24 protein-coding genes and 1 riboswitch are annotated in these 23,181 nt (G+C 47.8%); of the genes, 7 read left to right on the forward strand and 17 right to left on the reverse strand.

The genetic code is table 11. The features are described from left to right. Positions 1-118: 118 nt before the first annotated feature. The 6 genes from ODZ53_RS02935 to ODZ53_RS02960 form a co-directional block, all read right to left on the reverse strand. On the reverse strand, positions 119-775 hold the full coding sequence (locus ODZ53_RS02935; protein ID WP_015892187.1) for a YitT family protein: 657 nt from the start codon (positions 773-775) through the stop codon (positions 119-121). 278 nt (positions 776-1,053) lie between these two features. Beyond that, entirely contained in the window at positions 1,054-1,620 is a 567-nt protein-coding gene (gene cobU, locus ODZ53_RS02940; RefSeq protein WP_372675839.1) for a bifunctional adenosylcobinamide kinase/adenosylcobinamide-phosphate guanylyltransferase, read from the reverse strand. Positions 1,621-1,632: 12 nt separating this feature from the next. Further along, positions 1,633-2,409: an ABC transporter ATP-binding protein gene (locus ODZ53_RS02945; protein WP_372675840.1), complete on the reverse strand. Its 777-nt coding sequence runs from the start codon at positions 2,407-2,409 to the stop codon at positions 1,633-1,635. 8 nt (positions 2,410-2,417) lie between these two features. Further along, entirely contained in the window at positions 2,418-3,455 is a 1,038-nt protein-coding gene (locus tag ODZ53_RS02950; protein ID WP_372675842.1) for a FecCD family ABC transporter permease, read from the reverse strand. Between the two features lies 1 nt (position 3,456). Further along, positions 3,457-4,452, reverse strand: coding sequence for a helical backbone metal receptor (locus tag ODZ53_RS02955; RefSeq protein ID WP_372675843.1), 996 nt, complete (start codon positions 4,450-4,452; stop codon positions 3,457-3,459). A 156-nt stretch (positions 4,453-4,608) separates the two neighbouring features. After that, positions 4,609-4,757: riboswitch (cobalamin riboswitch) on the reverse strand. Positions 4,758-4,908: 151 nt separating this feature from the next. Further along, complete coding sequence (locus ODZ53_RS02960; protein ID WP_372675844.1) at positions 4,909-5,853, reverse strand: MBL fold metallo-hydrolase; 945 nt, start codon at positions 5,851-5,853, stop codon at positions 4,909-4,911. Positions 5,854-6,009: 156 nt separating this feature from the next. On the opposite strand from ODZ53_RS02960, the gene ODZ53_RS02965 reads away from it, so the two are divergent. Then, on the forward strand, positions 6,010-6,594 hold the full coding sequence (locus ODZ53_RS02965) for a pyridoxamine 5'-phosphate oxidase family protein (protein WP_372675845.1): 585 nt from the start codon (positions 6,010-6,012) through the stop codon (positions 6,592-6,594). A 47-nt stretch (positions 6,595-6,641) separates the two neighbouring features. Here ODZ53_RS02965 and ODZ53_RS02970 read toward each other — a convergent pair whose 3' ends face one another. Then, the gene (locus ODZ53_RS02970; RefSeq protein WP_372675846.1) at positions 6,642-7,400 is read right to left on the reverse strand and encodes a MerR family transcriptional regulator; all 759 of its coding nucleotides are present in this window, start codon (positions 7,398-7,400) and stop codon (positions 6,642-6,644) included. A gap of 136 nt (positions 7,401-7,536) precedes the next feature. On the opposite strand from ODZ53_RS02970, the gene ODZ53_RS02975 reads away from it, so the two are divergent. After that, complete coding sequence (locus tag ODZ53_RS02975) at positions 7,537-7,707, forward strand: hypothetical protein (RefSeq protein WP_372675847.1); 171 nt, start codon at positions 7,537-7,539, stop codon at positions 7,705-7,707. Positions 7,708-7,758: 51 nt separating this feature from the next. Here the strand turns inward: ODZ53_RS02975 and ODZ53_RS02980 are convergent, their stop codons facing one another. Further along, positions 7,759-8,691 carry a manganese-dependent inorganic pyrophosphatase gene (locus tag ODZ53_RS02980; protein WP_372675848.1) on the reverse strand — a complete coding sequence of 311 codons (933 nt, stop codon included), beginning with the start codon at positions 8,689-8,691 and terminating at the stop codon, positions 7,759-7,761. Positions 8,692-8,834: 143 nt separating this feature from the next. Here ODZ53_RS02980 and ODZ53_RS02985 point away from each other — a divergent pair, with 143 nt between their 5' ends. Beyond that, positions 8,835-9,605, forward strand: coding sequence for a metallophosphoesterase family protein (locus ODZ53_RS02985; protein WP_372675850.1), 771 nt, complete (start codon positions 8,835-8,837; stop codon positions 9,603-9,605). 633 nt (positions 9,606-10,238) lie between these two features. Here the strand turns inward: ODZ53_RS02985 and ODZ53_RS02990 are convergent. The 5 genes from ODZ53_RS02990 to ODZ53_RS03010 are packed head-to-tail and all read right to left on the reverse strand — an operon-like array spanning position 10,239 to position 15,565. Continuing rightward, positions 10,239-11,240 carry an ABC transporter substrate-binding protein gene (locus tag ODZ53_RS02990; RefSeq protein ID WP_372675851.1) on the reverse strand — a complete coding sequence of 334 codons (1,002 nt, stop codon included), beginning with the start codon at positions 11,238-11,240 and terminating at the stop codon, positions 10,239-10,241. Positions 11,241-11,282: 42 nt separating this feature from the next. Further along, complete coding sequence (locus ODZ53_RS02995) at positions 11,283-12,308, reverse strand: FecCD family ABC transporter permease (protein WP_372675852.1); 1,026 nt, start codon at positions 12,306-12,308, stop codon at positions 11,283-11,285. Further along, positions 12,308-13,345, reverse strand: coding sequence for a FecCD family ABC transporter permease (locus ODZ53_RS03000; protein WP_372675853.1), 1,038 nt, complete (start codon positions 13,343-13,345; stop codon positions 12,308-12,310). Before ODZ53_RS03000 ends, ODZ53_RS02995 begins: the two co-directional genes overlap by 1 nt. Further along, a complete protein-coding gene (locus ODZ53_RS03005) occupies positions 13,320-13,913 on the reverse strand; it encodes a nitroreductase family protein (RefSeq protein ID WP_372675854.1) in 594 nt (197 codons plus the stop codon). The genes ODZ53_RS03000 and ODZ53_RS03005 overlap by 26 nt, the downstream gene beginning before the upstream one ends. A gap of 32 nt (positions 13,914-13,945) precedes the next feature. Further along, positions 13,946-15,565, reverse strand: a complete 1,620-nt coding sequence (locus tag ODZ53_RS03010) for an AraC family transcriptional regulator (RefSeq protein ID WP_372675855.1) — start codon at positions 15,563-15,565, stop codon at positions 13,946-13,948. Between the two features lie 277 nt (positions 15,566-15,842). Here ODZ53_RS03010 and ODZ53_RS03015 point away from each other — a divergent pair, with 277 nt between their 5' ends. After that, entirely contained in the window at positions 15,843-16,577 is a 735-nt protein-coding gene (locus ODZ53_RS03015) for an SDR family NAD(P)-dependent oxidoreductase (RefSeq protein ID WP_015892207.1), read from the forward strand. A 19-nt stretch (positions 16,578-16,596) separates the two neighbouring features. On the opposite strand, the gene ODZ53_RS03020 is transcribed toward ODZ53_RS03015, so the two are convergent. Both ODZ53_RS03020 and fmdA read right to left on the reverse strand, forming a co-directional pair. Further along, positions 16,597-16,908 (reverse strand): FmdB family zinc ribbon protein, encoded by a 312-nt coding sequence (locus ODZ53_RS03020; protein WP_372675856.1) that lies wholly within the window; start codon positions 16,906-16,908, stop codon positions 16,597-16,599. Positions 16,909-16,944: 36 nt separating this feature from the next. Beyond that, positions 16,945-18,126: a formamidase gene (gene fmdA, locus ODZ53_RS03025; protein ID WP_372675857.1), complete on the reverse strand. Its 1,182-nt coding sequence runs from the start codon at positions 18,124-18,126 to the stop codon at positions 16,945-16,947. Positions 18,127-18,451: 325 nt separating this feature from the next. On the opposite strand from fmdA, the gene ODZ53_RS03030 reads away from it, so the two are divergent. Continuing rightward, the gene (locus ODZ53_RS03030) at positions 18,452-19,867 is read left to right on the forward strand and encodes a sigma-54 interaction domain-containing protein (protein WP_372675858.1); all 1,416 of its coding nucleotides are present in this window, start codon (positions 18,452-18,454) and stop codon (positions 19,865-19,867) included. A gap of 55 nt (positions 19,868-19,922) precedes the next feature. Here the strand turns inward: ODZ53_RS03030 and ODZ53_RS03035 are convergent, their stop codons facing one another. Beyond that, a complete protein-coding gene (locus tag ODZ53_RS03035) occupies positions 19,923-20,840 on the reverse strand; it encodes a phosphotransferase (protein ID WP_372675859.1) in 918 nt (305 codons plus the stop codon). A gap of 52 nt (positions 20,841-20,892) precedes the next feature. Beyond that, a complete protein-coding gene (locus ODZ53_RS03040) occupies positions 20,893-21,528 on the reverse strand; it encodes a helix-turn-helix transcriptional regulator (RefSeq protein WP_372675860.1) in 636 nt (211 codons plus the stop codon). 221 nt (positions 21,529-21,749) lie between these two features. On the opposite strand from ODZ53_RS03040, the gene murB reads away from it, so the two are divergent. Next, positions 21,750-22,652, forward strand: a complete 903-nt coding sequence (gene murB, locus ODZ53_RS03045) for a UDP-N-acetylmuramate dehydrogenase (RefSeq protein ID WP_372675982.1) — start codon at positions 21,750-21,752, stop codon at positions 22,650-22,652. 23 nt (positions 22,653-22,675) lie between these two features. Then, a complete protein-coding gene (locus tag ODZ53_RS03050) occupies positions 22,676-23,029 on the forward strand; it encodes a HesB/IscA family protein (protein ID WP_372675861.1) in 354 nt (117 codons plus the stop codon). Positions 23,030-23,181 lie beyond the last annotated feature (152 nt).

The following is a 23,181-nucleotide window of genomic DNA, read 5'->3' on the forward strand; positions in this document are numbered from 1 at the left end:
GCAGGATATTATGTACAAAAGCGGTCATAAACACTCAAAAGACCAAGTCGACATGAAAACCGACTTGGCCTTTTGCTTGCTTTTGTATAGGCATGTTTTTCAACTGAATATTTACTCATTACCGGTGGGTCATCGAGACGCTTCCATGCCCGTGCTCCTCTTCCATGACCTCCACGCCTGCACCATGATTGACGGTCCAGGTGATGACTTGGCTGGAAATGACAACGGCCAAAATGGTATACATCATCTCTTTCATCGGTACGAACCAGAACGACATGCAAAGCACAATAACGTCCAGTAAAAGAAAGACCGTACCAATGGACAATCCCGTGTACTTACTGATCAACAGGGAGAAAATATCGTCTCCACCTGTCGCAGCTCCATAGCGCAGAACCAATCCGGTACCTAGCCCGGTCAATACACCGGCCAAGACAGACGCCAGCGGCATCATTCTGCTCATATCCATGACAATCGGTGAAAATCGTTCAAACAAATCGTAAAACACGGTAAAAGCAAGTGATGCAAAAATGGTGTCCCAAATGAACTGGCGGCCTCTTACTAACCAGGCAACCAAAAACAGTGGAATATCCAGCAAAAGCATCACCATCGCTGGCGACAAGTCAAAGGCGTATTTCGCCAGTAACCCCAAGCCAACAAACCCACCTTCAGACAAGTGGTTCTGAAAGTTAATGTGATAATACGCAAAAGCAAGTAAACAAGCTCCAAACAAAATCATACTATAACGCTTAGATAACTGCAGCGCTCTCCTCATCATGGTTTCCTCGCATTTTTGTCGGTTTAGGCACAGACGACCAACCGACTACCGAGGAACATCGCAAGTATAAGTCGCTACTCATACAAATGGCCTCGCTTTCGTAGTAGATTAGTCGTCTTCAGTGACGATCGACTACTACGAAGCTAGATGTAGGAGAGGTCAAAACGTTTCCAGATCGTCCTATGGGGACGCATGGTATCCTGATCCCTTCCATGGCTTTTCTTGTATTATATCATAAAAAAGGTGAAAAGACGACTCGAAACCGTCTTTTCACCGCGTTAAAATCGGAAAGCTTGTCCTTTTAGTTCCACCGGAATCCCTGCTGTGACAAGAAAAACTTGATCGGCAACAGCTGCCACGCGCTGATTCATCAGCCCCGCCAAGTCTCGGAACATACGGCCTAACGGATGTTGTGGGACGAGTCCGTCACCCACTTCGTTTGTCACCAGCAAAACGGTGCCATGGTAGTCTTTTAGCTTGTTTACCAGCACATCCACCTGCTGGAGCACACCCTCAAACGACTGCTCCTCCCCATCATACAAAAGCCAATTGGAAAGCCAAAGGATCAAGCAATCAATCAAAATCACTGTCTGCTGTTCTTGTATGTCTTTTTGTGCTCCGAGCTTCGTCAGCCATTCTGTCAATGCATACGGCTCCTCAATCGTTTGCCAAGGAAAGTTGGACTGCAATCGGCGGTCGCGATGGTGCAAGATCCGCTCTTCCATTTCCTCATCAGTGATTGGTGCGGTCGCGATGTAAACACCCGAGGAGCCCAAATGAGCCGCGTATTTTTCGGCAAACGTGCTTTTTCCGCTGCGTGCTCCACCTGTTATCAGTACGATCATGCTTTTGTCTCCTTACACTTGCGATTGCAAAATAATTTGCGGCAAATGATGAACAGGATGCTCCATGACAATCGGTCTGGTTCCGTATACAGCCTCTATTCTGTCACTTTGCAAAATGTCTTTTGGTGTGCCGACGCTTATCTGCTTTCCTTTATGCAGCATCAAAATACGATCGCAGTAGAGGGAAGCCAGATTCAGATCGTGCAGCACAGCAATGACCGTCACCCGGGTCGTCTTTTGCCATTTTCGCACGATGTCCATAAGCTGAATCTGGTACCCGATATCGAGGTAAGTCGTGGGTTCATCGAGCAACAGCACCTGAGGTCTCTGGATCAATGCCTTCCCCAAAGCTACGCGCTGCTTTTCCCCACCACTCAACTGATCCAGTGTGCGCTCTTCCAAATGTTCAAGGCCGAGCATTTGTACGATTTCATCAATGAGCGATGCGACATCCTGCTTCTCTTCCCCCAGCCAATTTTGGTAAGGAAAGCGCCCCATCTCCAACACCTCTCGCACTCGAAAGCCGACTGGCGGCAGCCCCTCTTGCTCCAATACAGCGAGTATTTTGGCAAGCTCTTTGCGTGGATAGGAATGAAGCTTTTTCTCCTGAAGCAAAATATCTCCTGCATCTGCCTTGATGACCCCTGAAATCAATTTCAGCAAGGTGGATTTACCGCTTCCATTTGGTCCGATAATGCCAAAAAATTCTCCCTTGTCCACGCAAAAATCGATTCCGTACAAAACTGGCGTATCCTGATACGATTTTTGCAAGCTGTGCACATTGATCATGGCATACGTTACCTCTTCCTAAAGCGTTTATTTTGCTTCAATAAATACGCGAAAAACGGTGCACCCAGAAATGCTGTCACGACACCGAGCGGGATTTCCGTTGGACTTAGCAGCATTCTGGCGAGAGTATCGGCCCACAGCACATAGATACCACCGCAGATCGCAGCCATCGGCAGTAAAATTCGATAGTCAGGACCGACAAGCATACGGACGAGGTGCGGTACCACCAGGCCAACGAACCCGATAATTCCCGCGATAGAAACCGCCGCTGCCGTCAGGAGTGTCGAGACGACCAGAACCACCAGCTTCGTTCGATCTACATGGACGCCGAGATGCGCAGCCTGCCGCTCGCCTAACGCAAATAGGTTCAAGGAACGCGCATAGCTTACCAGCACCATTCCGCCTATGACCAAGTACGGAATCAAGACATACGTGAAGGCCCAGCCCCGAAATGACAGGCTGCCCATCAGCCAGAACACGATCTCATTCACCGTCTGATCCGATAGCGACACCATAAAGGAAACGAGTGAGCCGAGAAAAGCCTGCACCACAACACCAGACAAAATCAGGGTCTCCGTTTGCAGCTTTCCTTGCGTGTTCGCGAGTCCGAGTACGATCCATAAACTGAGCAGTCCTGTAAGAAAAGCGACAACAGGCGTGCTCCATGCACCCAAAAAGCTGATTTGCAAGCCAAACAGGATCAAAAAGGCTGCTCCGACAGCAGAACCGGATGCCACGCCCATCGTAAACGGATCTGCGAGCGGATTGCGCAAAACTCCCTGAAAGCCCGCCCCCGCAAGAGACAAGCAGGCGCCTATCAAAACAGCCAATACAACGCGTGGAAAACGAACCTTCATGACAATTTGCTCAGATGACTCCGGCCACGTTACCGTGATCCACTCAGACAAGCCCGGGATTTGATGGAGCAGGATGAGCCATACCTGCGAAATGGGGAGGTGTGCCGCCCCCATCGAGATACTGATGACTATTGATGCCAGAAGGACGAGACAGCTGGCTCCTCCCCATAGGAACAATCGTTTCTTCATTTTATTTCACCAAGTCAGGGTAAATCGCCTTCGCTACTTCGATCAAGCCTTGTGTAATACGCGGACCGGGACGGGACAAAATATTTTGGTCCATGCCAAAGATTTGTTTTTCACGAATCGCCTTCATTTTATCCCAGCCATTACGCTTGGCGATCATATCCTCCAGCTTGACGCCAGTCTTTTCATCGGTAATTCCGCTCGCATACAAAATGACGTCTGGATCGTTTTGCAAAATCTTTTCTTCACTGATCGGATTCCACCCCTGTGTGTCAGAAGCAATGTTCGTCGCTCCAGCCAATGTGATGAGCTCGTCCATGAATTCACCTTTTCCGACTGTCCAGCCTGGGGAAAACTCAAGGTATACCTTTTTCTTCTCTTCCGGTTTTACATTTTTCACTGCATCTTGAACGTACGCGATATCCTTCTTCATTTGCGCGACAACTTTTTCGGCTTGTTCTTGTTTGTTAGTGATAACTCCCATCGCCAACACATTGTTTAGGATGTCATCCATCTTTGTCGGATGGGTAATATAGACGGGCATCCCGAGAGATTTGAGCTTGTCAGCCACTGGCTTCTCCATCGAAATCCCACCGACGACCATATCTGGTGTTTGAGCGAGAATCGCTTCTTCATTCGGTTTGACGACGCCGCCAATTTTCGGTTTTGTCTTCGCCGCTTCTGGATAGTCATCATAGTCTGAGACAGCTACGATCCGATTTTCCAAGCCTAATGCGAACAAAATCTCTGTCTCGGCAGGTGATGTGGAGACGATTCGCTCAGGAGCTTTTGCAAAGGTTACTTCTTTTCCTGTCGCATCCTTGACTGTCAACGGATAAGTTGTTTGTTTTGCAGACTGCTCGGCTGTATTCTCTTGCGGTGCTGTCTGCGGTGCACTGGTTTGTCCACCAGGTGCTGGCTGGCTGTTATCGTTACCCGCACAACCTGCGAGGCTCGCCGCAACAAGTAGTGGGATCATGAATCGCAATGAACGTTTCATATGTAAAACTTCCTTTCTGCGTGTCTGATTGACTGTACCTTCCAATAAAAAAAGCGACCCTTGCTTCCATTCGGAAATCAAAGGGTCGGTACCTCAGGGCAAACAGACAGGATGGTCTGCTTCCTGAAATAGGCCGATCCTTTCCGCGAAGGCAACAGGCACAAAAACAAACAGGCAGGTCTCCTGGCTTACGGCTGAGGAACGAGCCGATTTACAGTGGCGGGACCGCGTCGGATTTTCACCGACTTCCCTTTTCACCCGATCTTTTTGAGAAAAGACGAGGCACCTATTTGCTGTTACGTTTGAAATTGTCACAGTCCATGACTCATCCTACATCATAGCATTCCTTGGATGAAAAAAGAATGACAAACACGTAAGCCAATACTTTCTTGCCAGCTAAAAATGAAAACGCCTGAACAAAAGGTTCAGGCAAATGGACTGCTTTTGGCAAAGCTTTTACCCTCGTTTGTGCAAATAATCCAGAATGCCCATGGCGCACACCTGTAAGTCGAGCTTGAGTACTCCGAAAACTTCGTGGTCATCATTGATGCCTTGTGACTGTAGATGCTCCGAGACTCGTTCCAATAACTTACGAGACAGATCAGCATATGTTTGTCCAGCAGCAAGTGTTGATTCTCCTTCCGCCACAAACACAGGGAGCCACTCACGTATTTGGCAGTACACATCGTCTACCTGTTCAGACATCCCAAAATGACCAAAGTAAATGCGATTCAGCTTGCGCGCTTCAAATCGACGTAGAGACGCTAACATGGCATCCGGGTCAAACTGATTCGGAGAAGTAGATGGCAGCACGAGGTGTATACCATCCTTTTTAAGCTGCGGATAAAGGACACCTGCCGTATCACCTGTGAACATGCCGCGGCTAACGGGATCGTAGATGCTGAAGTGATGATTGGCATGCCCTGGCGAATCCAGAAACTCGAACATGCAATTCGCCCCGATTTTTAGTATATCTCCGTCTCCACGAATCAAAATCCGCTCTTCGGGAACAGCTTCAATCGGATCAAACAATCGATCAAAATCATCATGATACACCGCTCTCGCCCCTGCGATCAGTCGGCTTGGATTAACGAGGTGACGTGCACCTTTTGGATGGACGACGATCTTTGCGTTTGGGCAATCCTTTAGAAAAAGTCCCACTCCTCCCGCATGATCCAAATGAATATGCGTCACAATGATGTATTTTACTTGTTCCGGGGTAAAACCGAGCTTGGCGAGGCCGGTCTTGATGTATGGGACGGAGGGGCTTGGCCCTGTTTCAACCAAAGTCAGTTCTTCTTCAGCGATGACATAAGTCCCCGTGCGTTCCGCCCAGCCCATATCGAAACCGTCTATTAAATGGATGCGCTCCCCTAAGTAAATTAGCTGTGATGATTGCATGTCAATGCTCCTCCTTTTCAAAGGTGATTTTGTTGCGAGAATATTTACACTTTATCATCAATTTGGGACGTACTGGGAATATCAACACAAATTCTTCATATTTTCATCGTAATATGAGGGTAGTAAAAGCAATTCCTTTACCTGGAGGGGTGCAAAATGGGTCAGCTTTTCTCTGAGTTACGACCTGAGCATGAGAAGTTTATCAAGAAGCAGCGAATGTTCTTCGTTGCCTCTGCTCCTATGGACACAGATGGTCACGTGAATCTTTCACCGAAAGGGTACGATTCCTTTCGCATCATATCGCCTACCGAGGTGGCCTATTTAGACCTGACCGGAAGCGGAAACGAAACCAGTGCACATCTACAGGAAAATGGCCGGATTACTCTCATGTTTTGCGCCTTTGAAGGCCCCCCTCTCATCATGCGCTTATTCGGCAAAGGAACGGTTATTCTCCCAGATTCGCCTCGGTGGGATGAGCTCGTAAAAGACTTCCCGCCTCTGCCCGGTGCTCGTCAAATCATTACCGTAAACGTACAGGAAGTAAAGACTTCTTGCGGCTGGGCTATCCCCTTCTATTCCTACTCAAAAGAACGCGACACCCTTCAGAAATGGACTTTGGCTAAAGACGAACAGGAACTGCTTGCTTATCAAAAGGAAAACAACGTAGTAAGCATGGATGGCTTGCCAACACCCTTGGGACAAAAGCTTTTTCCCGCAATAGGTGGGGATAACGAAGCGTAAAACGCAAAGAAGCTGCCTTGCTCGCAGCTTCTTTGTGTGAAAACTCTTTACTTGCTGGTATAAATGACCACTGCATCGCGGAGAAACTCGGCTACACCTGGCTGTTCCTTATCATAGTAAGCAGTAAAGCGCGGGTCATCGACATACATCTGGGCAACACCTGCGTGCGCTTCTTTGCTGTAGCTGTCCCAATAAAAGCTGAGCCATTGACGGTGAAGATCTGCTGCTTTTTGCGCCAATTCATGAGCAGGATCACCTGTCAAAAAAGCCTGCGCCAATGTATCGTGCAGCTCTGCGTTCAATTTCTCCAGCGCGGCATACTGTTCTTCTGTCATGCCTTTGACCATCTGATTCGATTTTTCGATTTGGTCATTTCCGTATTTCGCTCGAATTTCTGCCCCGTACTTCTCTTCATTCTCATCAATCATCTTTTGCTTGAAGCCTTCAAATTTTTGTTGGTCACTCATCGTTTTGGTCCCCTCTCTTTGTGCTAATGTCAAATCGACATTGGCGATTAACGCATCCAATTGCGCTCGCCTTTCCAGGAGCTTCTCGCGGTGCTCCCACAGTGCTCGGTCAGCATCAAAGGTTGGTGAATCCAGGATCTCCTTGATCTCCTCCAAGCTCACACCCAGCTCGCGGTAAAAAAGGATGTGCTGCAATCGATCAACCTCTAGCTGTCCGTAAATGCGATACCCTGACGAATTGATTCTCGCCGGCTTGAGAAGGTCAATTTCATCGTAGTATCGGAGCGTCCGGGTGCTGACACCCGCCAGGAGTCCTAGCTTTTGCACCGTATATTCCATGTTCATTCCTCCTGACAAATTGATCGTACACATTTACGGACCGTCAATGTCAAACACATTTTCAGCATAAAATTGGCGTTACTCGCTATCCATAATTTGTTAAAATAAAGATAACGCCATACAAAGGGGGACTTCGATGCTCTATATCATCGGTTTCATTGTAGCTGTAGTCGGTGCCGGATGGGGATTAACAGGGCTGCTTAGCCTCAAAGCGAGAGATAAACATGCCATCACGCATTATAGTGACGATGCTTATGCCCAGCAAAACTTGTTCCAGATGCACAACAACCCTACCCAAGGAATGTAAAAATAAAAAATGGCTGCCCGCATCCTGTGCATGGCAGCCACCTTTCTTTTTTTACAGAGCTTGGAATGTATCAGTCAATACCGGTACGATTTGCTTCTTACGGGAGACAACGCCCTTCAGAACAGCTTTGTTGTCCACCAATGTTACTTGGTACGCTTTTTCTACCGCTTGTGTTGCGCTACCAAGAGCGATCGCAACAGAATCATTGTTCAAGATATCCGTTACAACAAACACGAACAGGTCCAAACCTTTTTCAGCGATGTTTGCATTCATAGCTGCTTCCAGTTCGCCTTGGCGTGCAAGTACATCATTGACATCTACTGCATTTACTTGCGCGATTTCTACTTTCGCATTGCCCATTTGGAACTCTTTTGCATCCAATGTGAGCAATTGTTCGATTGTTTTGTCGCTCAGGTCTGCCCCCGCTTTGAGCATGTCCAGACCGTATGCTTCCAGATTGACACCTGCGATTTCAGCCAGCTCATGAGCAGCCGCTACATCTTGCTCCGTGCAAGTTGGGGATTTCAACAGCAACGTATCCGAAATGATAGCAGAAAGCATCAAGCCCGCCATCTCTTTTGGAATGTCTACGCCGTTTTCTTTGTACATTTTCTTCAAAATAGTAGTCGTGCATCCAACCGGCTCGGCACGGAAGTAGAGAGGATTGCTCGTCTCAAAGTTCGCAATACGGTGATGGTCGATCACTTCTACCACTTGCACCTGCTCAATGTCATTTGCGCTTTGTTGGCGCTCATTGTGGTCTACAAGGATGACTTCATTTACTTCATTTGCCACTGTTTCTACGAGGCGCGGCTCTTTTACTTGGAAGTAATTCAACACAAATGCTGTTTCGCTGCTGATTACACCGAGGCGTACAGGCTCTACATTCGCGCCCAATTTTGTTTTCAAGTCAGCGTATACAAGTGCTGAACAAATGGAATCTGTGTCTGGATTTTTATGACCGAAGATTAGTTTTTTTTCCATCATCCATACTCCTTAATCGTAATTTGGCTTCCAAATTATACCACAGCTTAGAGGATATGCCCAAGATACATTATAGGTTCAAATCGGATCATTGAAAATACGATTTTAAAGATCAATCAAGAATGAACGGGAGGCGATGTGAGATGAAAGTGGCAGCTCTGTATGACATTCACGGGAATGCCCATGCACTACAGGCTGTATTGGTAGAACTGGAAGCAGTGAAGCCTGATCTTATTGTCATCGGGGGTGATACGATCTCAGGCCCGATGCCCGTCCAAACACTTGAAATGCTCTTCCAATTGAATACACCCGTGCAATTCATCCGTGGTAATGGCGAGCGTGAAGTACTTCTCACATTTGACGGAGAGGCTCAGACCTTGGAAATATCCGATTCTGTCCGAGAAATCACGTCATGGGTTGCGGAGCAATTGAGCCGCTCTGATCGTGACTTTCTGGCGCAACTCCCTCTTACCTATACGTTAAATCGAGAAGATTTCGAGGACGTGCTATTCTGCCACGCGATTCCCACCAATGATGAAGATATTTTCACCCCACTCACTCCGGATACAATTGTGGCCGCTTACTTTGAGGGGACGCAGCAACGAACAGTCATCTGTGGTCATACACATATCCAATTTGAACGTCGCCTTAGCGATCTGCGTATTCTCAATGCCGGAAGTGTGGGCATGCCTTATGCCGACAAACCGGGGGCATACTGGTTATTGCTTGATGGTGACAGCTATGAGCATCGCTTTACACCCTATGATGTAGAAGCTGCTGCAAAACTAATCGCTTCTACGAACTATCCGCAAGCTCAGCAGTTTGCCGAAGAGAATGTCCGAAAAATACCTGCGGTTCAAGAATCGATCGAATTTATAGAGGCCCTGGCACAAAAAAAACGACCCTCTATTTAATTTAAGGTGCTCCTATCGTGGTCATGACTACTTTTTTCATAGGATCTCGCTCCTTTTTTCGACTGGTTGTTTGATCTCCTTACTCATAAAAAGGGCAATGGATGAGAAAATAAAGAAGACCTCTCACCGAATCATGATTGCCGGTGAGCCACAGCGATTAACAAAAAGAGCGAGTGTCTTCTACTGGCAAAAACGATCTATTCCGGCTGTAAATCGACGCAAATGAAGCATCCGCACTTTTGCGTGCTTTCCGCTTTTTTCCGTATAATAAAAGCACTCGAGAGGACAACAGCCGACTCGAGGACATACGAAAGAGAGCGTGAATGGCAGTGTAATACATATCGTTTCTAACTACTTTCTATTTTTTCTTATATGAGAAGGAGAAACGATTTTTCGTGGAATCACCCCTGTTGAAAAACATCTTTTTTTGAATCTATTTTTTCGTAACGATGCATACGGTCTTCATGTCCGTTATGACCTTGGAAATGAAAAACCCAGCACGTATCCAATTGGCACAAGCAACACAAGCTATCTCCTCTGCCTATACGGAATCAGATAATCGGAAATGAAAAAAAGCACTCTACTAATCTTGTAGGGTGCTTCTTATATGGTCACGAACCTCGGGGAGAATTTCTATTTCCCGAGATTGTTCTTAATGGCTTCCAATCCAGCGATTTCTCCCAGGAAGAACGTATCGCCCGCGAGTGTATCCATCTTGTAAACCTGGTTGTTTTTCACTGCTTTGAGGTTTTTCCAGACAGGATGATCCTTCCAGATATGAATCAACCCTTCCGGCTCTTCTGCTTTTGCCGATCGGCGGTTCTCAGCAAGAAAGATATGATCGGGAGCGAGCTCACTCAACGCCTCGATTCCGATACGCCCCCCAATCTTTCCATCCTCGGGCAATCCTGCTATCGGCGTTAGTCCCACTTCCTCATAGTAAATCGGGAAGTTTTTGGGATGCATCACCGTAAAATCCTTGCCATTGGAAACAAGGAATAGCACCGTTTCTCCTTTATGTTTGTCTGCTACTGCTTTTGCTTCGCTTTTCAGCTTATCAAAATCGGCCAAAACTTGCTTCGCCTTATCTTCTTTGCCAATAACTTCAGCTATTTTCATGAGGCGGGTGGGTGCATCCACAGAGAAATCAATGACGATGGAATCAGCCATTTTGTTGAATTCTTCAAATCTGGAGCCTTTCCCGGTGCTTGTCATGACAATAACTTCAGGGTCCATCTCCAACAAAGTCTCCAAATTCGTTTTTCCACCCAGATCCTTCACCGTTTTCCCTTCCGCATACTTCGCAAAAATGGGTGACTTACTTTTGGTCGACTCAAAGCCTTCCGATACAATTGGAGCAAAATCTAGCACGAGGAAGTAATCGGTTCCCATGATATCGACAGAAGCGACACGCTCCGGCTTTTTCTCCAGTGTGACTTCCCCCATCGCATGCTTGATGGTTCGAGGATACATAGCCGCCTCTGTCCCTTTCGTATCGGGTTGTGATGCTCCTGCCTCAACCTTTTGCGTTTTATTGGTAGCGTTTGTGTCTGTAGTCGACTGCCCTGCTCCGCAACCCGCTACGACGGCTGTGGCTAAGATTACGGACAGAATGCCTGATAATTTCTTTTTCATATTGATTGAACTCCTTTTTTCATCCCCTGATTTCAACGTGCCTTACCCCTTTGTCCGGATCAATAAATACAAAAAATAAGGCCCCCCAATGAGGGAAATAACAATACCCGCTGGTACTTCTGTAGCTGGCATGATGCTTCGCCCTATCGTATCCCCGGCCAATACGAGCAATGAACCGACGAGCGCCGTAATGGGCAGCATGTATTGATGCTGGGGTCCGACTAATCTGCGCGCGATATGCGGGCCAAGCAAACCGATAAAGCCTATGCCTCCACCTGTCGCTACACTCGACGCAGCCAAGCCAACCGCTCCCGCCATCAAGGCCAGTCGCTCCCGTTGAAGAGATACTCCCAGACTTGCTGCAATATGTTCGTTCATACTGAGCAGGTTCAGCACATTTGCCTTCCAGTACACGTACGGTAGCAGAATCACCATCCACGGCAAAAGTGCCAGCACAAACTTCCAATTGGACCCCCACAACGATCCCATTTGCCAAGTGACGACAAACTCGAGGTTTCGTGGATTCAACTGAAGTGTCAAAATAATGCTGATGGCGCTAAGTCCCGCCCCTACTGCAATTCCTGTAAGCAAGAGACGGGTAGGAGATATGCCATGCCCCTTCTTGTATGCGAGCAGATAGATGATGACCGCTGTGGCAGTGGCACCTATGAGAGCGAGGAATGGCATCAAAAAAGGCGGAGCCATATTCGTCGCGGGATATAAGGAGACGAACAATAGTACGGCCAGTCCAGCACCTGAACTAATTCCAAGGATGCCTGGGTCAGACAGACCATTGCGAGAGATTCCTTGCAAAATCGCCCCCGATACAGCAAGCCCAGCCCCAATCATGACCGCAATCACCATACGAGGAAGCCGCAGCTCAAACAACACGAGACTCTGCTTTTTCGAGCCCTCCCCGAGCAATGTCTGCAACACCTCGAAGGGCCCAATACTGTACGGTCCCGTGTTCAAGCTCAGGACAAAACCGACAAGCAAAAGTACTGCGAAAAGAAGGATCAGTCGGACACTACGGCTTTTTCTTTTGTGAGAAAAGTGATCGATGTCCACTACCACTCCCTCCTTTCCTTACGTGCCAGGTACAGGAAGAAGGGGACCCCGATGACAGCGATAATGGCGCCAAGCGGTGTTTCGTAGGGCATCGCTATCATTTTGGCTCCGATGTCTGCAAAAACAACCAAAACGCCTCCCATGACTGCCGAACAAGGAATGATCCAGCGGTAATCAACCCCGACCAGAAAACGGACGATGTGTGGGACGACAAGACCGACAAATCCGACACCGCCAACCGTTGAGACTGAAGCACCTGCCAGCACCATGACGACAACCGCCGCCAAACCCTTCACCAGTCTGGTCTTTTGTCCGAGTCCCGCTGCAATCTCTTCTCCCAGACTCAAAATGGTAATGGAGCGAGACAGGATCATGGCCACAATGATTCCTCCCACAATCCAGGGCATCATGACGGATACTTGAAACCACTCCGCTGTAGAGATCCCCCCTGCTGACCAGAATGCCAGATCGTAGTTGATCTGAAAGAGGAGGGATATCGCCTGACTAATCCCTGATAGGATAGAGCTAACGACTGCCCCCGCCAACGCGAGCCGTAAAGGTGTCAAACCGTTTTTGGAAAAATAGGCCAGTCCATATACAAGTCCTACTCCCAGACCCGCTCCTATAAAAGAAAAGAGAACAATAGACTCAAAAGGGAGTCCTGGCGCAAAAGCAAAAACGAGTACAAGTACGAATCCAGCCCCTGCATTAATGCCCATCAAGCCCGTATCCGCAATCGGATTTCTCGTAACCCCTTGCATGATGGCTCCCGCTACGGCAAAAGCAGCTCCTACCAGCGCTCCTGCCAAGGCACGTGGCATTCGCAGTGATTGAATAATGACGTGATGCTCGTTGCTAGAATCATAATGAAAAATCGAGTTCCAAACGGTGGCAAACGAGATGTTAGCCACTCCTGTGATAATGGATGAACCTAGCCCGAACAAGATGCCGCAGATCCCCGCAACAATCAACACGGTCGCCATCCACGGCCTGGTTCGAAGCGAAGTATTTTTAGTGATCGGCTGTGACAGTGACATTTCCCTTCTTATCCTCCAAAGCAACGTTCGAATGAATCACGGTCAGCTTGTCGTTTGCAGCCGTTCTCGCTCGTGCTTCCGGTATGACCTCCGGAAAGCCAAGCTGAAGCATTCCTACGAGCTTTTCCTCCGCACGTACCCCTACCGCTTGCAAAAATCCTACTTGATACGTGAACGGTTCCGTTTTCCAAACGACGCCCAACCCCCGCTCCCACGCCGCTAGCTGAAAGTTTTGAATCAACGTGCAGGCTGCCGCATAGTCCTCTTCCCGTTCTCTTTGCCGAGAGTCTTCATTTACGATAACCAAAAGATATGCCGGGACGCGTAAAAGCAATTCTGGATCTCTTTTTTTCATGGCGTTTTGAAGAATGGCATCGACGACAACCCGCTTTCCTTCTTCCATATAAAGGACGAATCGCCAAGGCTCACGTAGTCCATGGTTAGGCGCCCAGACAGCTACATCCAACAACTCACGAATCAATTCCAGTGGAATCGGGTCTGCTTTGAATTTCTTTATGGTTCTGCGGTCACGGATCGCTTGTGCAATCGGATACAATGATGACTCCATCTCGTTCCCTCCAATAATAGTGATACTCATTCTCAATCATTATCACAAACTTGTGGACGCAAGAAAATTGAAGAACCTGATTCCTTTTTTGTACATTCCTGTGACTCTGCAAGATGCGTGAGCGCCTCTGATATGGCCTGCTCATGGCCGAGTGCGGAATAATGCAGCCAAGGATATACCCCAGCTCGATGTACATTCCCTTTCAAACGATGCTTGCGTACATCCGTTCGAATTTTCCTTTCGTCGAAAAGCAGAATATGATCAGCCTGAAAATCTTGAAGCTCATCCAGACTCGCGATATCCAGAAAGGCAAAATGATCTGTTCCCACTGGCGGTCTCATCTGTAGGTCACCGTATAAAATATCGGAAATTTTCCGCCTTCTCGCACCAAATATACGGGCTCCCCCATCCCAAGCCCTCACTGCCATAACAGTTTCATTCCCAATTTTTTTGCGGATACGCTCGCGGGCTGCAACTGCTTTCAGATCATAATAATAGAGCCAACTCGTCGCCACTTCTGCAATTCCCAGCATGGTAGCTATCTGCTGCAAATGATCCCGCCAGGTCGTTGTTTTGAAAGGAATGAGCTGTGTCGGTGCAATGGCTTCCAATTGTTCAAGCCAAGGTGCAACCTGATCTGTACCGACAATCAAATCCGGCTCCATCTGGCGCAGACGGTACAAGTCAAATTCCAGTGTGGCTGTTTCCATCTGGGAGTACGGCCTCTTTTGCCGATGCTTTTCCCAAACAGGAATCAGATGTTGGATTGAAACCCCCAATGCAAGCAGATCACCGATGATTGCTGGATGGAGTACGGCGATTTTCTTTTGTAACGATTTCTTGAAGCGATAAGGGGGAACGCCAACGATCTTTTTAAACATCCGACTGAAATAGTACACATCTCCATAGCCCACTTCATTAGCTACCTCAGGAATCATCACGTCCTCCGCCACCAGAAGCTGACAAGCCTTCTCCATTCGTTTCCGATTGATGAATTGCAAGGGAGTGAGCGAGGTGTACTCCTTAAACTGCTGATAGAAAAGGGTCGGTGTCATTCCTGAGTAGCGAGCCATCTCCTCGATCTGAAAAGTCTCCTCACTATGCTGCTCCATATGCTCTGCGATCCCTTGAAGAAGTTGCTGACGATCTGTTTTTTTCTCTTGCAGCGTAATTCCAGCCATAATCGCTTGCCATAGCTTCCAAAAAAGAATCTGCATGGTTACCTGATCGAAGTGATCTTTTCGCCATGCCAGATGCAATTGTTCGATATGATGGTGAATCAAGGAGATTGTTTCGATATGGTGCTTCCCCTGGATCGGTAGCATCACTTCGTTAATGAGCCATCCATCCCTTTCTTTTCTGGCATGAGCAGCAAAAAGCGACACGTAACAAACATAGATGTTCTCCGTAATGGGCAAAAGGGCGAGCCCTTCCTGCATATCCTCTGGAGATATAACCATGCAATCTCCTTGGTTAAGCATCCCTCCTGTCTTATCCAACCGAAACGACGCCCTGCCCTCTATTACCAAAATGATTATTTGTTCGCTTCTATCTCTCGCTTCTACAAGCTTCCATTCTTTTGAAATGGACAAAACTTGCACATCATTTACTGTGATGACATTCGGATCACTATATGTGTCTGTTTTTCTCATAAATAACTCCTCTTGAATCATGATGCAGCAATTGATAACAATTCTCACCAATTGTACGAGAGACTTGGCAAAACTGCAATTACACTTGAGTGAGAAAAAGCAAAAAAAACGCCAAACGATCATCAAGATGACCACTCGACGTTTTCTCTTTCCACGTAAGCTATTCACATGACACTCTTTGTAGACAAATATTTCTAAATGATCGTATATTTTAACAAAGCATCTCATATTTTCTACCTATGTTTCTACTAAAACACAAACAGAAAGAGGTACAGGTATGCTGAGCAATCAAAAAGTAATCGTAACAGGAGCAGCTTCTGGGATCGGGAAAGCCGTAGTGATGCACTGCTTGCAAGAAGGAGCCGCTGTCATCGCGTGTGACCTCAATCAGGAAGCTTTGCTGGCACTGGAAGAAGAGATGGATCGAGCAGAAAGACTACATACGTATTGTGTGGATGTTAGCAAATATGAGGAGGTCGCGGCTTTTTTTGCGCATATCGAGGCAGAGCATGCGGATTGTACCAGTCTCGTCAATAACGCAGGCATTTACCTGGCGAAAAACATTCTGGACTACGACCTCGACACAATTGAAAAAGTACTCGCGATTAACGTAAAAGGTAGCATTTATTTCTCACAGATGTTCGGAAAGCTCCTTTTTCCTGCCCAAAAACGAGGAACGATCGTCAACCTGTCCTCTGTATCCGGAATCGAGGGCAGCTCGGATGCAGTCTATGGAACCTCGAAGGCGGCAATTCTCGGCTTGACTAAAAGCTGCGCAATGAACTTCGCTCCCTACATCCGGGTCAATGCGGTAGCACCCACCATGGTTGCTACACCGATGATGGACACCATTCCAGAATGGCGTCGGGCAGAATATCTCGCTCACGGCCTCATCGACAGCCCTGTAATGCCAGCGGACGTGGCAGATACCGTCGTTTTCCTGTTATCGGAGAAGTCCAAACACTACACCGGAGCGACTTTTGACATCAACAACGGCGGATATCTGCGGTAATAGCATGGCAAAGGGGCGTTTAATGCCCTACCATCCAAGGGCGTTTGCCCCCACGACTGTGAGAATGTCCCCGATGTGTCTGGCTACCGTGACTATGGCTGCACCCTGCTCCTTCATGGGAATGCGAATGCTTCCGTACCACTTTTGGTTCCACACCACGCTCAATACGTTGTCGTAGCGCTTGCGGTGTCATGATCAATCCTGGTGCAGCATACAAACGTTTTGAGGATAATTGGCAATCGGGGCAAGTAACGCTCTCTGTCAGCTCGCTCATCTTCAGCCACAGTACAAATGGGCCACAATCCTCGCACATGTAATCGTATCTCGGCATCGTATTTGGCTCCTTCTTTCGCGGTCTTTGTCTTGGCTACTTCGGCAAAATATCTCGATCAAAAATGCTTGTCGGGATAGACAAGGTGCAGCACGCATTCGGAATATCGACGATTCCCGCAATTCTTCCCTCCACCGGCGCTGTTCCCAGTAGCATGTACGCCTGCTCCCCCGTGAAGCCCATCGCTGTTTTCAAATACTCGATAGCATTCAGGCAAGCATTGCGGTAAGCCACATGCGCATCCATGTACAACTGCTGGCCTGTCGTCTCGTGGACGGAAATCCCTTCGAAAACGAGGTATTCTGTATAGCGAGGCTCTACTGGACCCGGCTTGAATACAGGGTTGTTCACAATGTTATACTTCGCCATCCCGCCCTTGATGATGTCCACATGAAGATCCAGCCAACCTGCCATTTCAATTCCGCCACAGAAGGTCACTTCTCCGTCTCCTTGTGAAAAATGCAAATCGCCCATGGACAGCTTCGCCCCATTTACATAAACCGGGAAGTAAATACGAGTGCCTTTGGACAAGTTTTTGATATCGCAGTTTCCGCCATGCTCGCGAGGGGGGACAGTCCGAGCCGCTTCTCTGGCAATCCGATCAAACTCCGCTCCTTTTAAACTACCCAACACGGCACTGTGCGGGGTCGGCAAATTTGCAAGGGGCGGCATTCGTTCAGGATTTGTCGCTACAAGGTCGCTCTCTCTTCGGTTCCAGCGATCCAATAGCTGGTGGGAAGGTGCGGTACCAATCAAGCCTGGATGAAGAATGCCAGCAAATTTGACTCCTGGCAAATGGCGGGAGGTCGTGTAAATGCCGTGGAAGTCCCAGATCGACTTGGCCGCTTGTGAATAATGATCAACGAGGAAGCTCCCGCCGTTTTCTTTGGCGAAAATCCCGTTAAAGCCCCATTCCGATTGGGAAAGTGCCCCGATATCGAGAATATCGACAACCAAGAGGTCCCCTGGCTCTGCTCCATTCACCCAGACAGGTCCACTAAGTACATGGACGCGATTGAGGTTCACATCGCGAATGTCGGAAGGGTCATCGTTGTTCGCGATCTGCCCGTCCGTCCAGTCCTTACATTCCATGCGAAAAACAGCTCCCGGATTCACGGAAACGGTTGCTGGAATGTCTGGATGCCATCTGTTGTGACCAGGTGTATCCTGCTCCTCCATCGGTTTGTTCAAGTCAACTCGAAATAAAACTTCTGGCATGCTGCTTCCCCCTCACTTGTTCGAAATGACATATGCGTACATACACAAAAAGAAGCAAAAGACATGCCAATGCTTGCTGGCCCCGATAAAAATTTAATCGTACCGATTCTTTTGGCTATTTTCTCCTGTATACTTATGACAAAGAGCTTGTCGCAAAACAGGTCATGCAGTTGATCTGCCCTTGACCAGAAAACTCCCTCTTCTCTTGTATCGCTTTCGTCTTTGTGTGTCGTTTGTTTCACGCTTCCTTGTCGGACACCTGTCCCACGATCGAACAAACAAACTATAACCAAGAAAGGGTGCGAGAACGATTTTTGAAGCCGGCATGCTTCTCTCTTCTTTCGATTCTTCCTCCGCAATCGAGCGTTCCCAACATCGCGCGATCTCTCATGCTGTCTTTCATTCTCTCTACCAGCAATTACAGGCCACCACGAAGCTCTCACCCTACGAATTTTCTCTGATCAAGGACGCGCTTATCCATTTGCTACAAACTGATCATGCGATTCCAGCCCTCAGACATGCATCTCATTCTGTTCCCAATTGGAAGAGTCTTCTTTTCGCATGGGCGGAAAATAGCCAAGAATGCCTCATCGCACTCAGTGACGAGCGCAGCGTACTTTTTGCTAACAAGCGGGCAAAGGAACGCTTTTCGTTAGTGGAAGGCCTTGTGCTCGAGGCGGATTGGGAACAAGAACGCTTACGCAATTGGTATGTAGAGGAACTCGATCTGGGGGAAAAGACGTGGTATCGGCTCTTTTTGATTCGCCCAAGTACGTCAATCTTGTCAAAGACTACTAGCAGCTATTCGTTTTCAGAGATACATACGAATAGCCCCCTCTATCAAGCTCAACTGCATACAGCACGTATTGCTGCACAGTCGTTATCGAATACGTTATTGCTCGGAGAAACAGGCTGTGGCAAAGAAGTCCTGGCGCGAGCCATCCATTCCTCCAGTTCACGAAAAGACGGCCCTTTTCTTGCAGTCAATATCGCAGCACTTCCACGCGAACTGATCGCCAGTGAGCTATTTGGATACGCAGAAGGAGCTTTTACGGGAGCAAAAAAAGGAGGACAGCCAGGAAAATTTGAAGCGGCAAATGGAGGAACGCTATTTCTCGATGAAATCGGGGAAATGAGCTTGGAGCTTCAAGTGCTTTTGTTGCGGGTACTCGAAGAACGCAAAGTGACGAGGTTGGGTTCCCACGAAGAAAAGCCCTTGGACATTCGTGTGATCGCTGCCACCAATCGTTCCATTGAAGAAGATGTACAGAATGGTCTGTTTCGTGCAGACCTTTACTACCGGCTAAATATCCTGCAAATACGCATCCCTCCTCTGCGCGAACGCAAAGAAGACATTGCAGCCTTGGCTAACGAGTTCCTCCAGCAGCTTCATACCCAATACGCTGGCGGTCCGACAGGTATCTGTCAATCTGCCATGTCGATCTTGCAACAGCACTCATGGCCCGGAAATATTCGTGAGCTGCGCAATATCGTGGAGCGAGCATTTTTACATGCGTACGGTGATTCGTGGGTCACCTCTCACCATCTCCCGAGCGAATGGCAGCAGCAATATGGTCTGCAAGAAGCACCCAGCGAACCTTTGCCATTATTGCGCGAATTAGAGCGACAGACAATCCAGCAAGCCATCACAGAAGCTCCATCTATCAGCGCCGCTGCCAAAAAGCTAGGTATTGCGCGAAGTACCCTGTATCGAAAAATGGAAGAGTTAGGAATCGGATAAGAACATCGGGGGATGAGCGTAAGCCGCTTTTCCCCCGAAATCGTTTACTGATGCCCTATTCGTCAGCGAGTGCTCGCCGTATCGTCATTTTTGCTTCCTCTGCTACTATCTCATCCTTATGATCAATGGCTTGCATCCAAAGCAGCATCGGAATGTACACCGCCATCATCCTGGCCAATATTTTTGTCTCTTCATCCACTTCTCCATACACCTGGAAAAACGATTGGCGGGCATGTGGCGGTAAAAAACTGTAGACCACATTTAAATCCGCTCCTGGATGCCCCACATTGAGATCTCCCCAGTCAATGATGCCTGATATCTGCCCGGCTTCATCTACCAGCATATTTTTCACATGGAGGTCTCCGTGCAGCAGCACTTCACGCGGACTTATTCGGTCTATCACGACTTGTCCTAAATAATTGGCGATCGCATCCCGATCTTCTCCAGAAATATGTACAGCCAAGGTAGACAAGAACGTCTGTATTTTTGCTTTTCTCTGTGCAATGTCCAGGAGGTTCCTATGATCTTGCTCGATCCCGTTCTCGCGGGCACGCTGGGGCGGAAACGCATGTAAGCTTTTTAAAAACGTCGCAAGGGCCACTGCCGATGAAGCACGCTGCTCGTCGGTCAAGCCCTTTGGAAACGTTCCTGGAAGATACGTGTACCCCAAAAAAGGGAATGGGTAGTCGGTGGTTGGTTCCCCATAAAAAACTGGCTTCGGATACGGTATCGTCAGGAATGCCGCAAGCATTGGCAGCAGCATCCCTTCCTTTTTGATCAATTCCACAGCGACTTTCCGCCTGGGAGAACGGAAAACAAAATCGTCCCCCACTCGAAAGACCATATTATCCCAACCACAGCCGATCAGCTTGATGGGCATAGAGGAGAGCTGCGGAAACTGACGGAGGATGAGTGCGCGTACCAATGGTTCAGATACTTCCCAGTCAGCATCCCATGGATTCGCGTTGGTCATTATTTTCGTTCCCTCCCCTTTGTCGTTTCATCTGCCGTGATAATGCTTACAGCTACGATTGCGTATCACGAATCTGATAGACACATCTCTTTCCGCCGATTGCCACGCATTCCGTCCGTTCTACGCTCGTTTGGAGTAACTCTCGGTAACAAGCAAGCTCTCTTGCACAAATCATCTGATACCGATCTGCTACTTTAAAATAGGGACAATTGTACTGTGTAATCATATATTCCTCATCACTGACCTGTTCCCATCTCGCCATAAATCCGTTGTCATCTTGGATGCGCGCCATCTCTGCCACCTTTTCAGATAGCGTTTTCCCTTCCATTTGTCCCTCGTATTTCTGGATAATCTTCTCTTGCTGTCTTGCAAAAAATTGATCCACGCGGTCTTCCCCGTCTGCCAGCACGATATGCTCCATCAAATCCACGGCTAATTGCCCGTAATCATTCGGAAATTGTTCGTTACCTTGCTGTGTCAACGAGTAGTAGTGCATTGGTCTGCCTGCTTTTTGACGACCTACTCTGCACACAACAAAACCGTCTTTTTCCAAGTAGATCATTTGTCTGCTGACAGCTACCTTTGTGAGCTCCAGCCTGTTTTGCAAATCCTTTGTGCTGAGCTCCCCTTCCCTTTTCAGCAGCAAAAGAATGTATTCACGTGTGGATAGGTGTCTATATCTCTCCATTTTCTCTTCGCCCCTTTATTTGGAAAAGAACGATACGCTCACAGTATATGTCCTTTGTATAACTAATTCAATAAACATGTTTATAAAGTGACATTCTTTGTTCATCGCGAAGCCTACGCAACTGCAATTTATTAAACATTTTAGTTGAATATATATAAAATAATTCCTATACTGTGATTGTAGTGCAAGGTGTTTTTTTCCAAGAAGGATAGGTGAAACAAATGAAACCTGTATTCTCCCTTCTCCGTGAACGACAGGTCGAAGTGACTTATCAGGAGCCTTTAGCGGCACATACTACCTGGAAAATTGGCGGACCTGCGGATTTACTGATTACACCGAGCAGCAAATCCCAACTGATCATGGTCCTACAAATCCTGAATGAACATCATGTTCCATGGATGGTGATGGGAAAGGGCTCCAACCTTTTAGTCACAGACAAGGGGTATCGTGGCGCGGTCATCAAATTAAACAAAGCTTTGGACTATGCCCGAATCGTGGGAAATCAGATTTACGCAGGGGCTGGCTACTCCTTGATCAAGCTTGCAGCATTGGCAAACAAGCACAGGCTCAGTGGCTTGGAGTTCGCAGGTGGAATACCAGGGTCTGTCGGCGGAGCCGTGTATATGAATGCAGGCGCGAACGGATCGGATATATCGGACATTTTCCATTCAGCTGAAGTGATCACGCAAACGGGAGCCATTCGCTCCTTGCGTGACGTAGATTTGGATTTTTCTTATCGCCACTCTTCCTTGCAAGATGCTAATGCGATTATCACGGAAGCCGTTTTTGAGCTGACTATGCGCGACAGCGAAAGCATCAAGCTCCAATGGAACCGCTATAAAGAAAAACGTTTACAAACACAGCCTCTGCCGTTCGACTGTGCGGGTAGTGTATTCAGAAATCCTCCGGGCCATTTTGCGGCAAAGCTCATTGAAGATGCTGGTCTTAAGGGCATGCGGTACGGAGGCGCGGAAGTATCGAGCAAACATGCCAATTTTATTATGAATACTGGCAATGCGACTGCACTTGATGTATGGACACTCATGAGGCAGATTCAGGAAAAGGTTCACAGCCAATCAGGCATTCACCTTATACCTGAGGTTGTAATCGCAGGAGAACAGTAAGCATAAAAAAGGGAGGTCTCACAATGATTCACATAAGCGAAGCTGCCGTCACTCGCCTTCAACATATGCTCGAACAAGAAAGCTCTTCTCTCTTCATTCGTTTTGGCGTAAAGGACGGAGGCTGTTCCGGGATGACCTACGGACTCGGTTTTGATGATACGTATCAAGAAGGCGACACCACAATTGATATGGATGGTGTGAAGCTGGTCGTCAATCCGGAAAGCTATCCGTATGTCGCTGGCGTCGAAATCGATTACAAAGAAACAGGAATGATGGGTGGATTTACGATCCAAAACCCCCATGCAATTGCAACCTGCGGCTGTGGAAGCAGCTTCCGTACAGCCCTACAGCGTGGGAAAAGAGAAAAGTGTGAGTAAACCACCAGACGAAAATGACTTGTCACCGATTCCCAATGAATGCTATTCTATTGAAAAATTTCCCCCTATTCATTATGTAAGGTGACAATATGCTCTCATTTTCCCGATTGATAAAATGTAAACCCCCTATCCCGTAATCTCCCTCCTACGCT

This window comes from Brevibacillus sp. BD137 (assembly GCF_041644655.1).
In the GTDB taxonomy this organism is placed as follows: Bacteria; Bacillota; Bacilli; order Brevibacillales; family Brevibacillaceae; genus Brevibacillus; species Brevibacillus brevis_D.

Bases quoted from the DNA above. Each gene is read 5' to 3' on its own strand.
- ODZ53_RS02935 (WP_015892187.1), bottom strand. From the start codon at position 775: ATGATGAGGAGAGCGCTGCAGTTATCTAAGCGTTATAGTATGATTTTG.
- cobU (WP_372675839.1), bottom strand. From the start codon at position 1,620: ATGATCGTACTGATAACAGGTGGAGCACGCAGCGGAAAAAGCACGTTT.
- ODZ53_RS02945 (WP_372675840.1), bottom strand. From the start codon at position 2,409: ATGATCAATGTGCACAGCTTGCAAAAATCGTATCAGGATACGCCAGTT.
- ODZ53_RS02950 (WP_372675842.1), bottom strand. From the start codon at position 3,455: ATGAAGAAACGATTGTTCCTATGGGGAGGAGCCAGCTGTCTCGTCCTT.
- ODZ53_RS02955 (WP_372675843.1), bottom strand. From the start codon at position 4,452: ATGAAACGTTCATTGCGATTCATGATCCCACTACTTGTTGCGGCGAGC.
- ODZ53_RS02960 (WP_372675844.1), bottom strand. From the start codon at position 5,853: ATGCAATCATCACAGCTAATTTACTTAGGGGAGCGCATCCATTTAATA.
- ODZ53_RS02965 (WP_372675845.1), top strand. From the start codon at position 6,010: ATGGGTCAGCTTTTCTCTGAGTTACGACCTGAGCATGAGAAGTTTATC.
- ODZ53_RS02970 (WP_372675846.1), bottom strand. From the start codon at position 7,400: ATGGAATATACGGTGCAAAAGCTAGGACTCCTGGCGGGTGTCAGCACC.
- ODZ53_RS02975 (WP_372675847.1), top strand. From the start codon at position 7,537: ATGCTCTATATCATCGGTTTCATTGTAGCTGTAGTCGGTGCCGGATGG.
- ODZ53_RS02980 (WP_372675848.1), bottom strand. From the start codon at position 8,691: ATGGAAAAAAAACTAATCTTCGGTCATAAAAATCCAGACACAGATTCC.
- ODZ53_RS02985 (WP_372675850.1), top strand. From the start codon at position 8,835: ATGAAAGTGGCAGCTCTGTATGACATTCACGGGAATGCCCATGCACTA.
- ODZ53_RS02990 (WP_372675851.1), bottom strand. From the start codon at position 11,240: ATGAAAAAGAAATTATCAGGCATTCTGTCCGTAATCTTAGCCACAGCC.
- ODZ53_RS03000 (WP_372675853.1), bottom strand. From the start codon at position 13,345: ATGTCACTGTCACAGCCGATCACTAAAAATACTTCGCTTCGAACCAGG.
- ODZ53_RS03005 (WP_372675854.1), bottom strand. From the start codon at position 13,913: ATGGAGTCATCATTGTATCCGATTGCACAAGCGATCCGTGACCGCAGA.
- ODZ53_RS03010 (WP_372675855.1), bottom strand. From the start codon at position 15,565: ATGAGAAAAACAGACACATATAGTGATCCGAATGTCATCACAGTAAAT.
- ODZ53_RS03015 (WP_015892207.1), top strand. From the start codon at position 15,843: ATGCTGAGCAATCAAAAAGTAATCGTAACAGGAGCAGCTTCTGGGATC.
- ODZ53_RS03020 (WP_372675856.1), bottom strand. From the start codon at position 16,908: ATGCCGAGATACGATTACATGTGCGAGGATTGTGGCCCATTTGTACTG.
- fmdA (WP_372675857.1), bottom strand. From the start codon at position 18,126: ATGCCAGAAGTTTTATTTCGAGTTGACTTGAACAAACCGATGGAGGAG.
- ODZ53_RS03030 (WP_372675858.1), top strand. From the start codon at position 18,452: ATGCTTCTCTCTTCTTTCGATTCTTCCTCCGCAATCGAGCGTTCCCAA.
- ODZ53_RS03035 (WP_372675859.1), bottom strand. From the start codon at position 20,840: ATGACCAACGCGAATCCATGGGATGCTGACTGGGAAGTATCTGAACCA.
- ODZ53_RS03040 (WP_372675860.1), bottom strand. From the start codon at position 21,528: ATGGAGAGATATAGACACCTATCCACACGTGAATACATTCTTTTGCTG.
- murB (WP_372675982.1), top strand. From the start codon at position 21,750: ATGAAACCTGTATTCTCCCTTCTCCGTGAACGACAGGTCGAAGTGACT.
- ODZ53_RS03050 (WP_372675861.1), top strand. From the start codon at position 22,676: ATGATTCACATAAGCGAAGCTGCCGTCACTCGCCTTCAACATATGCTC.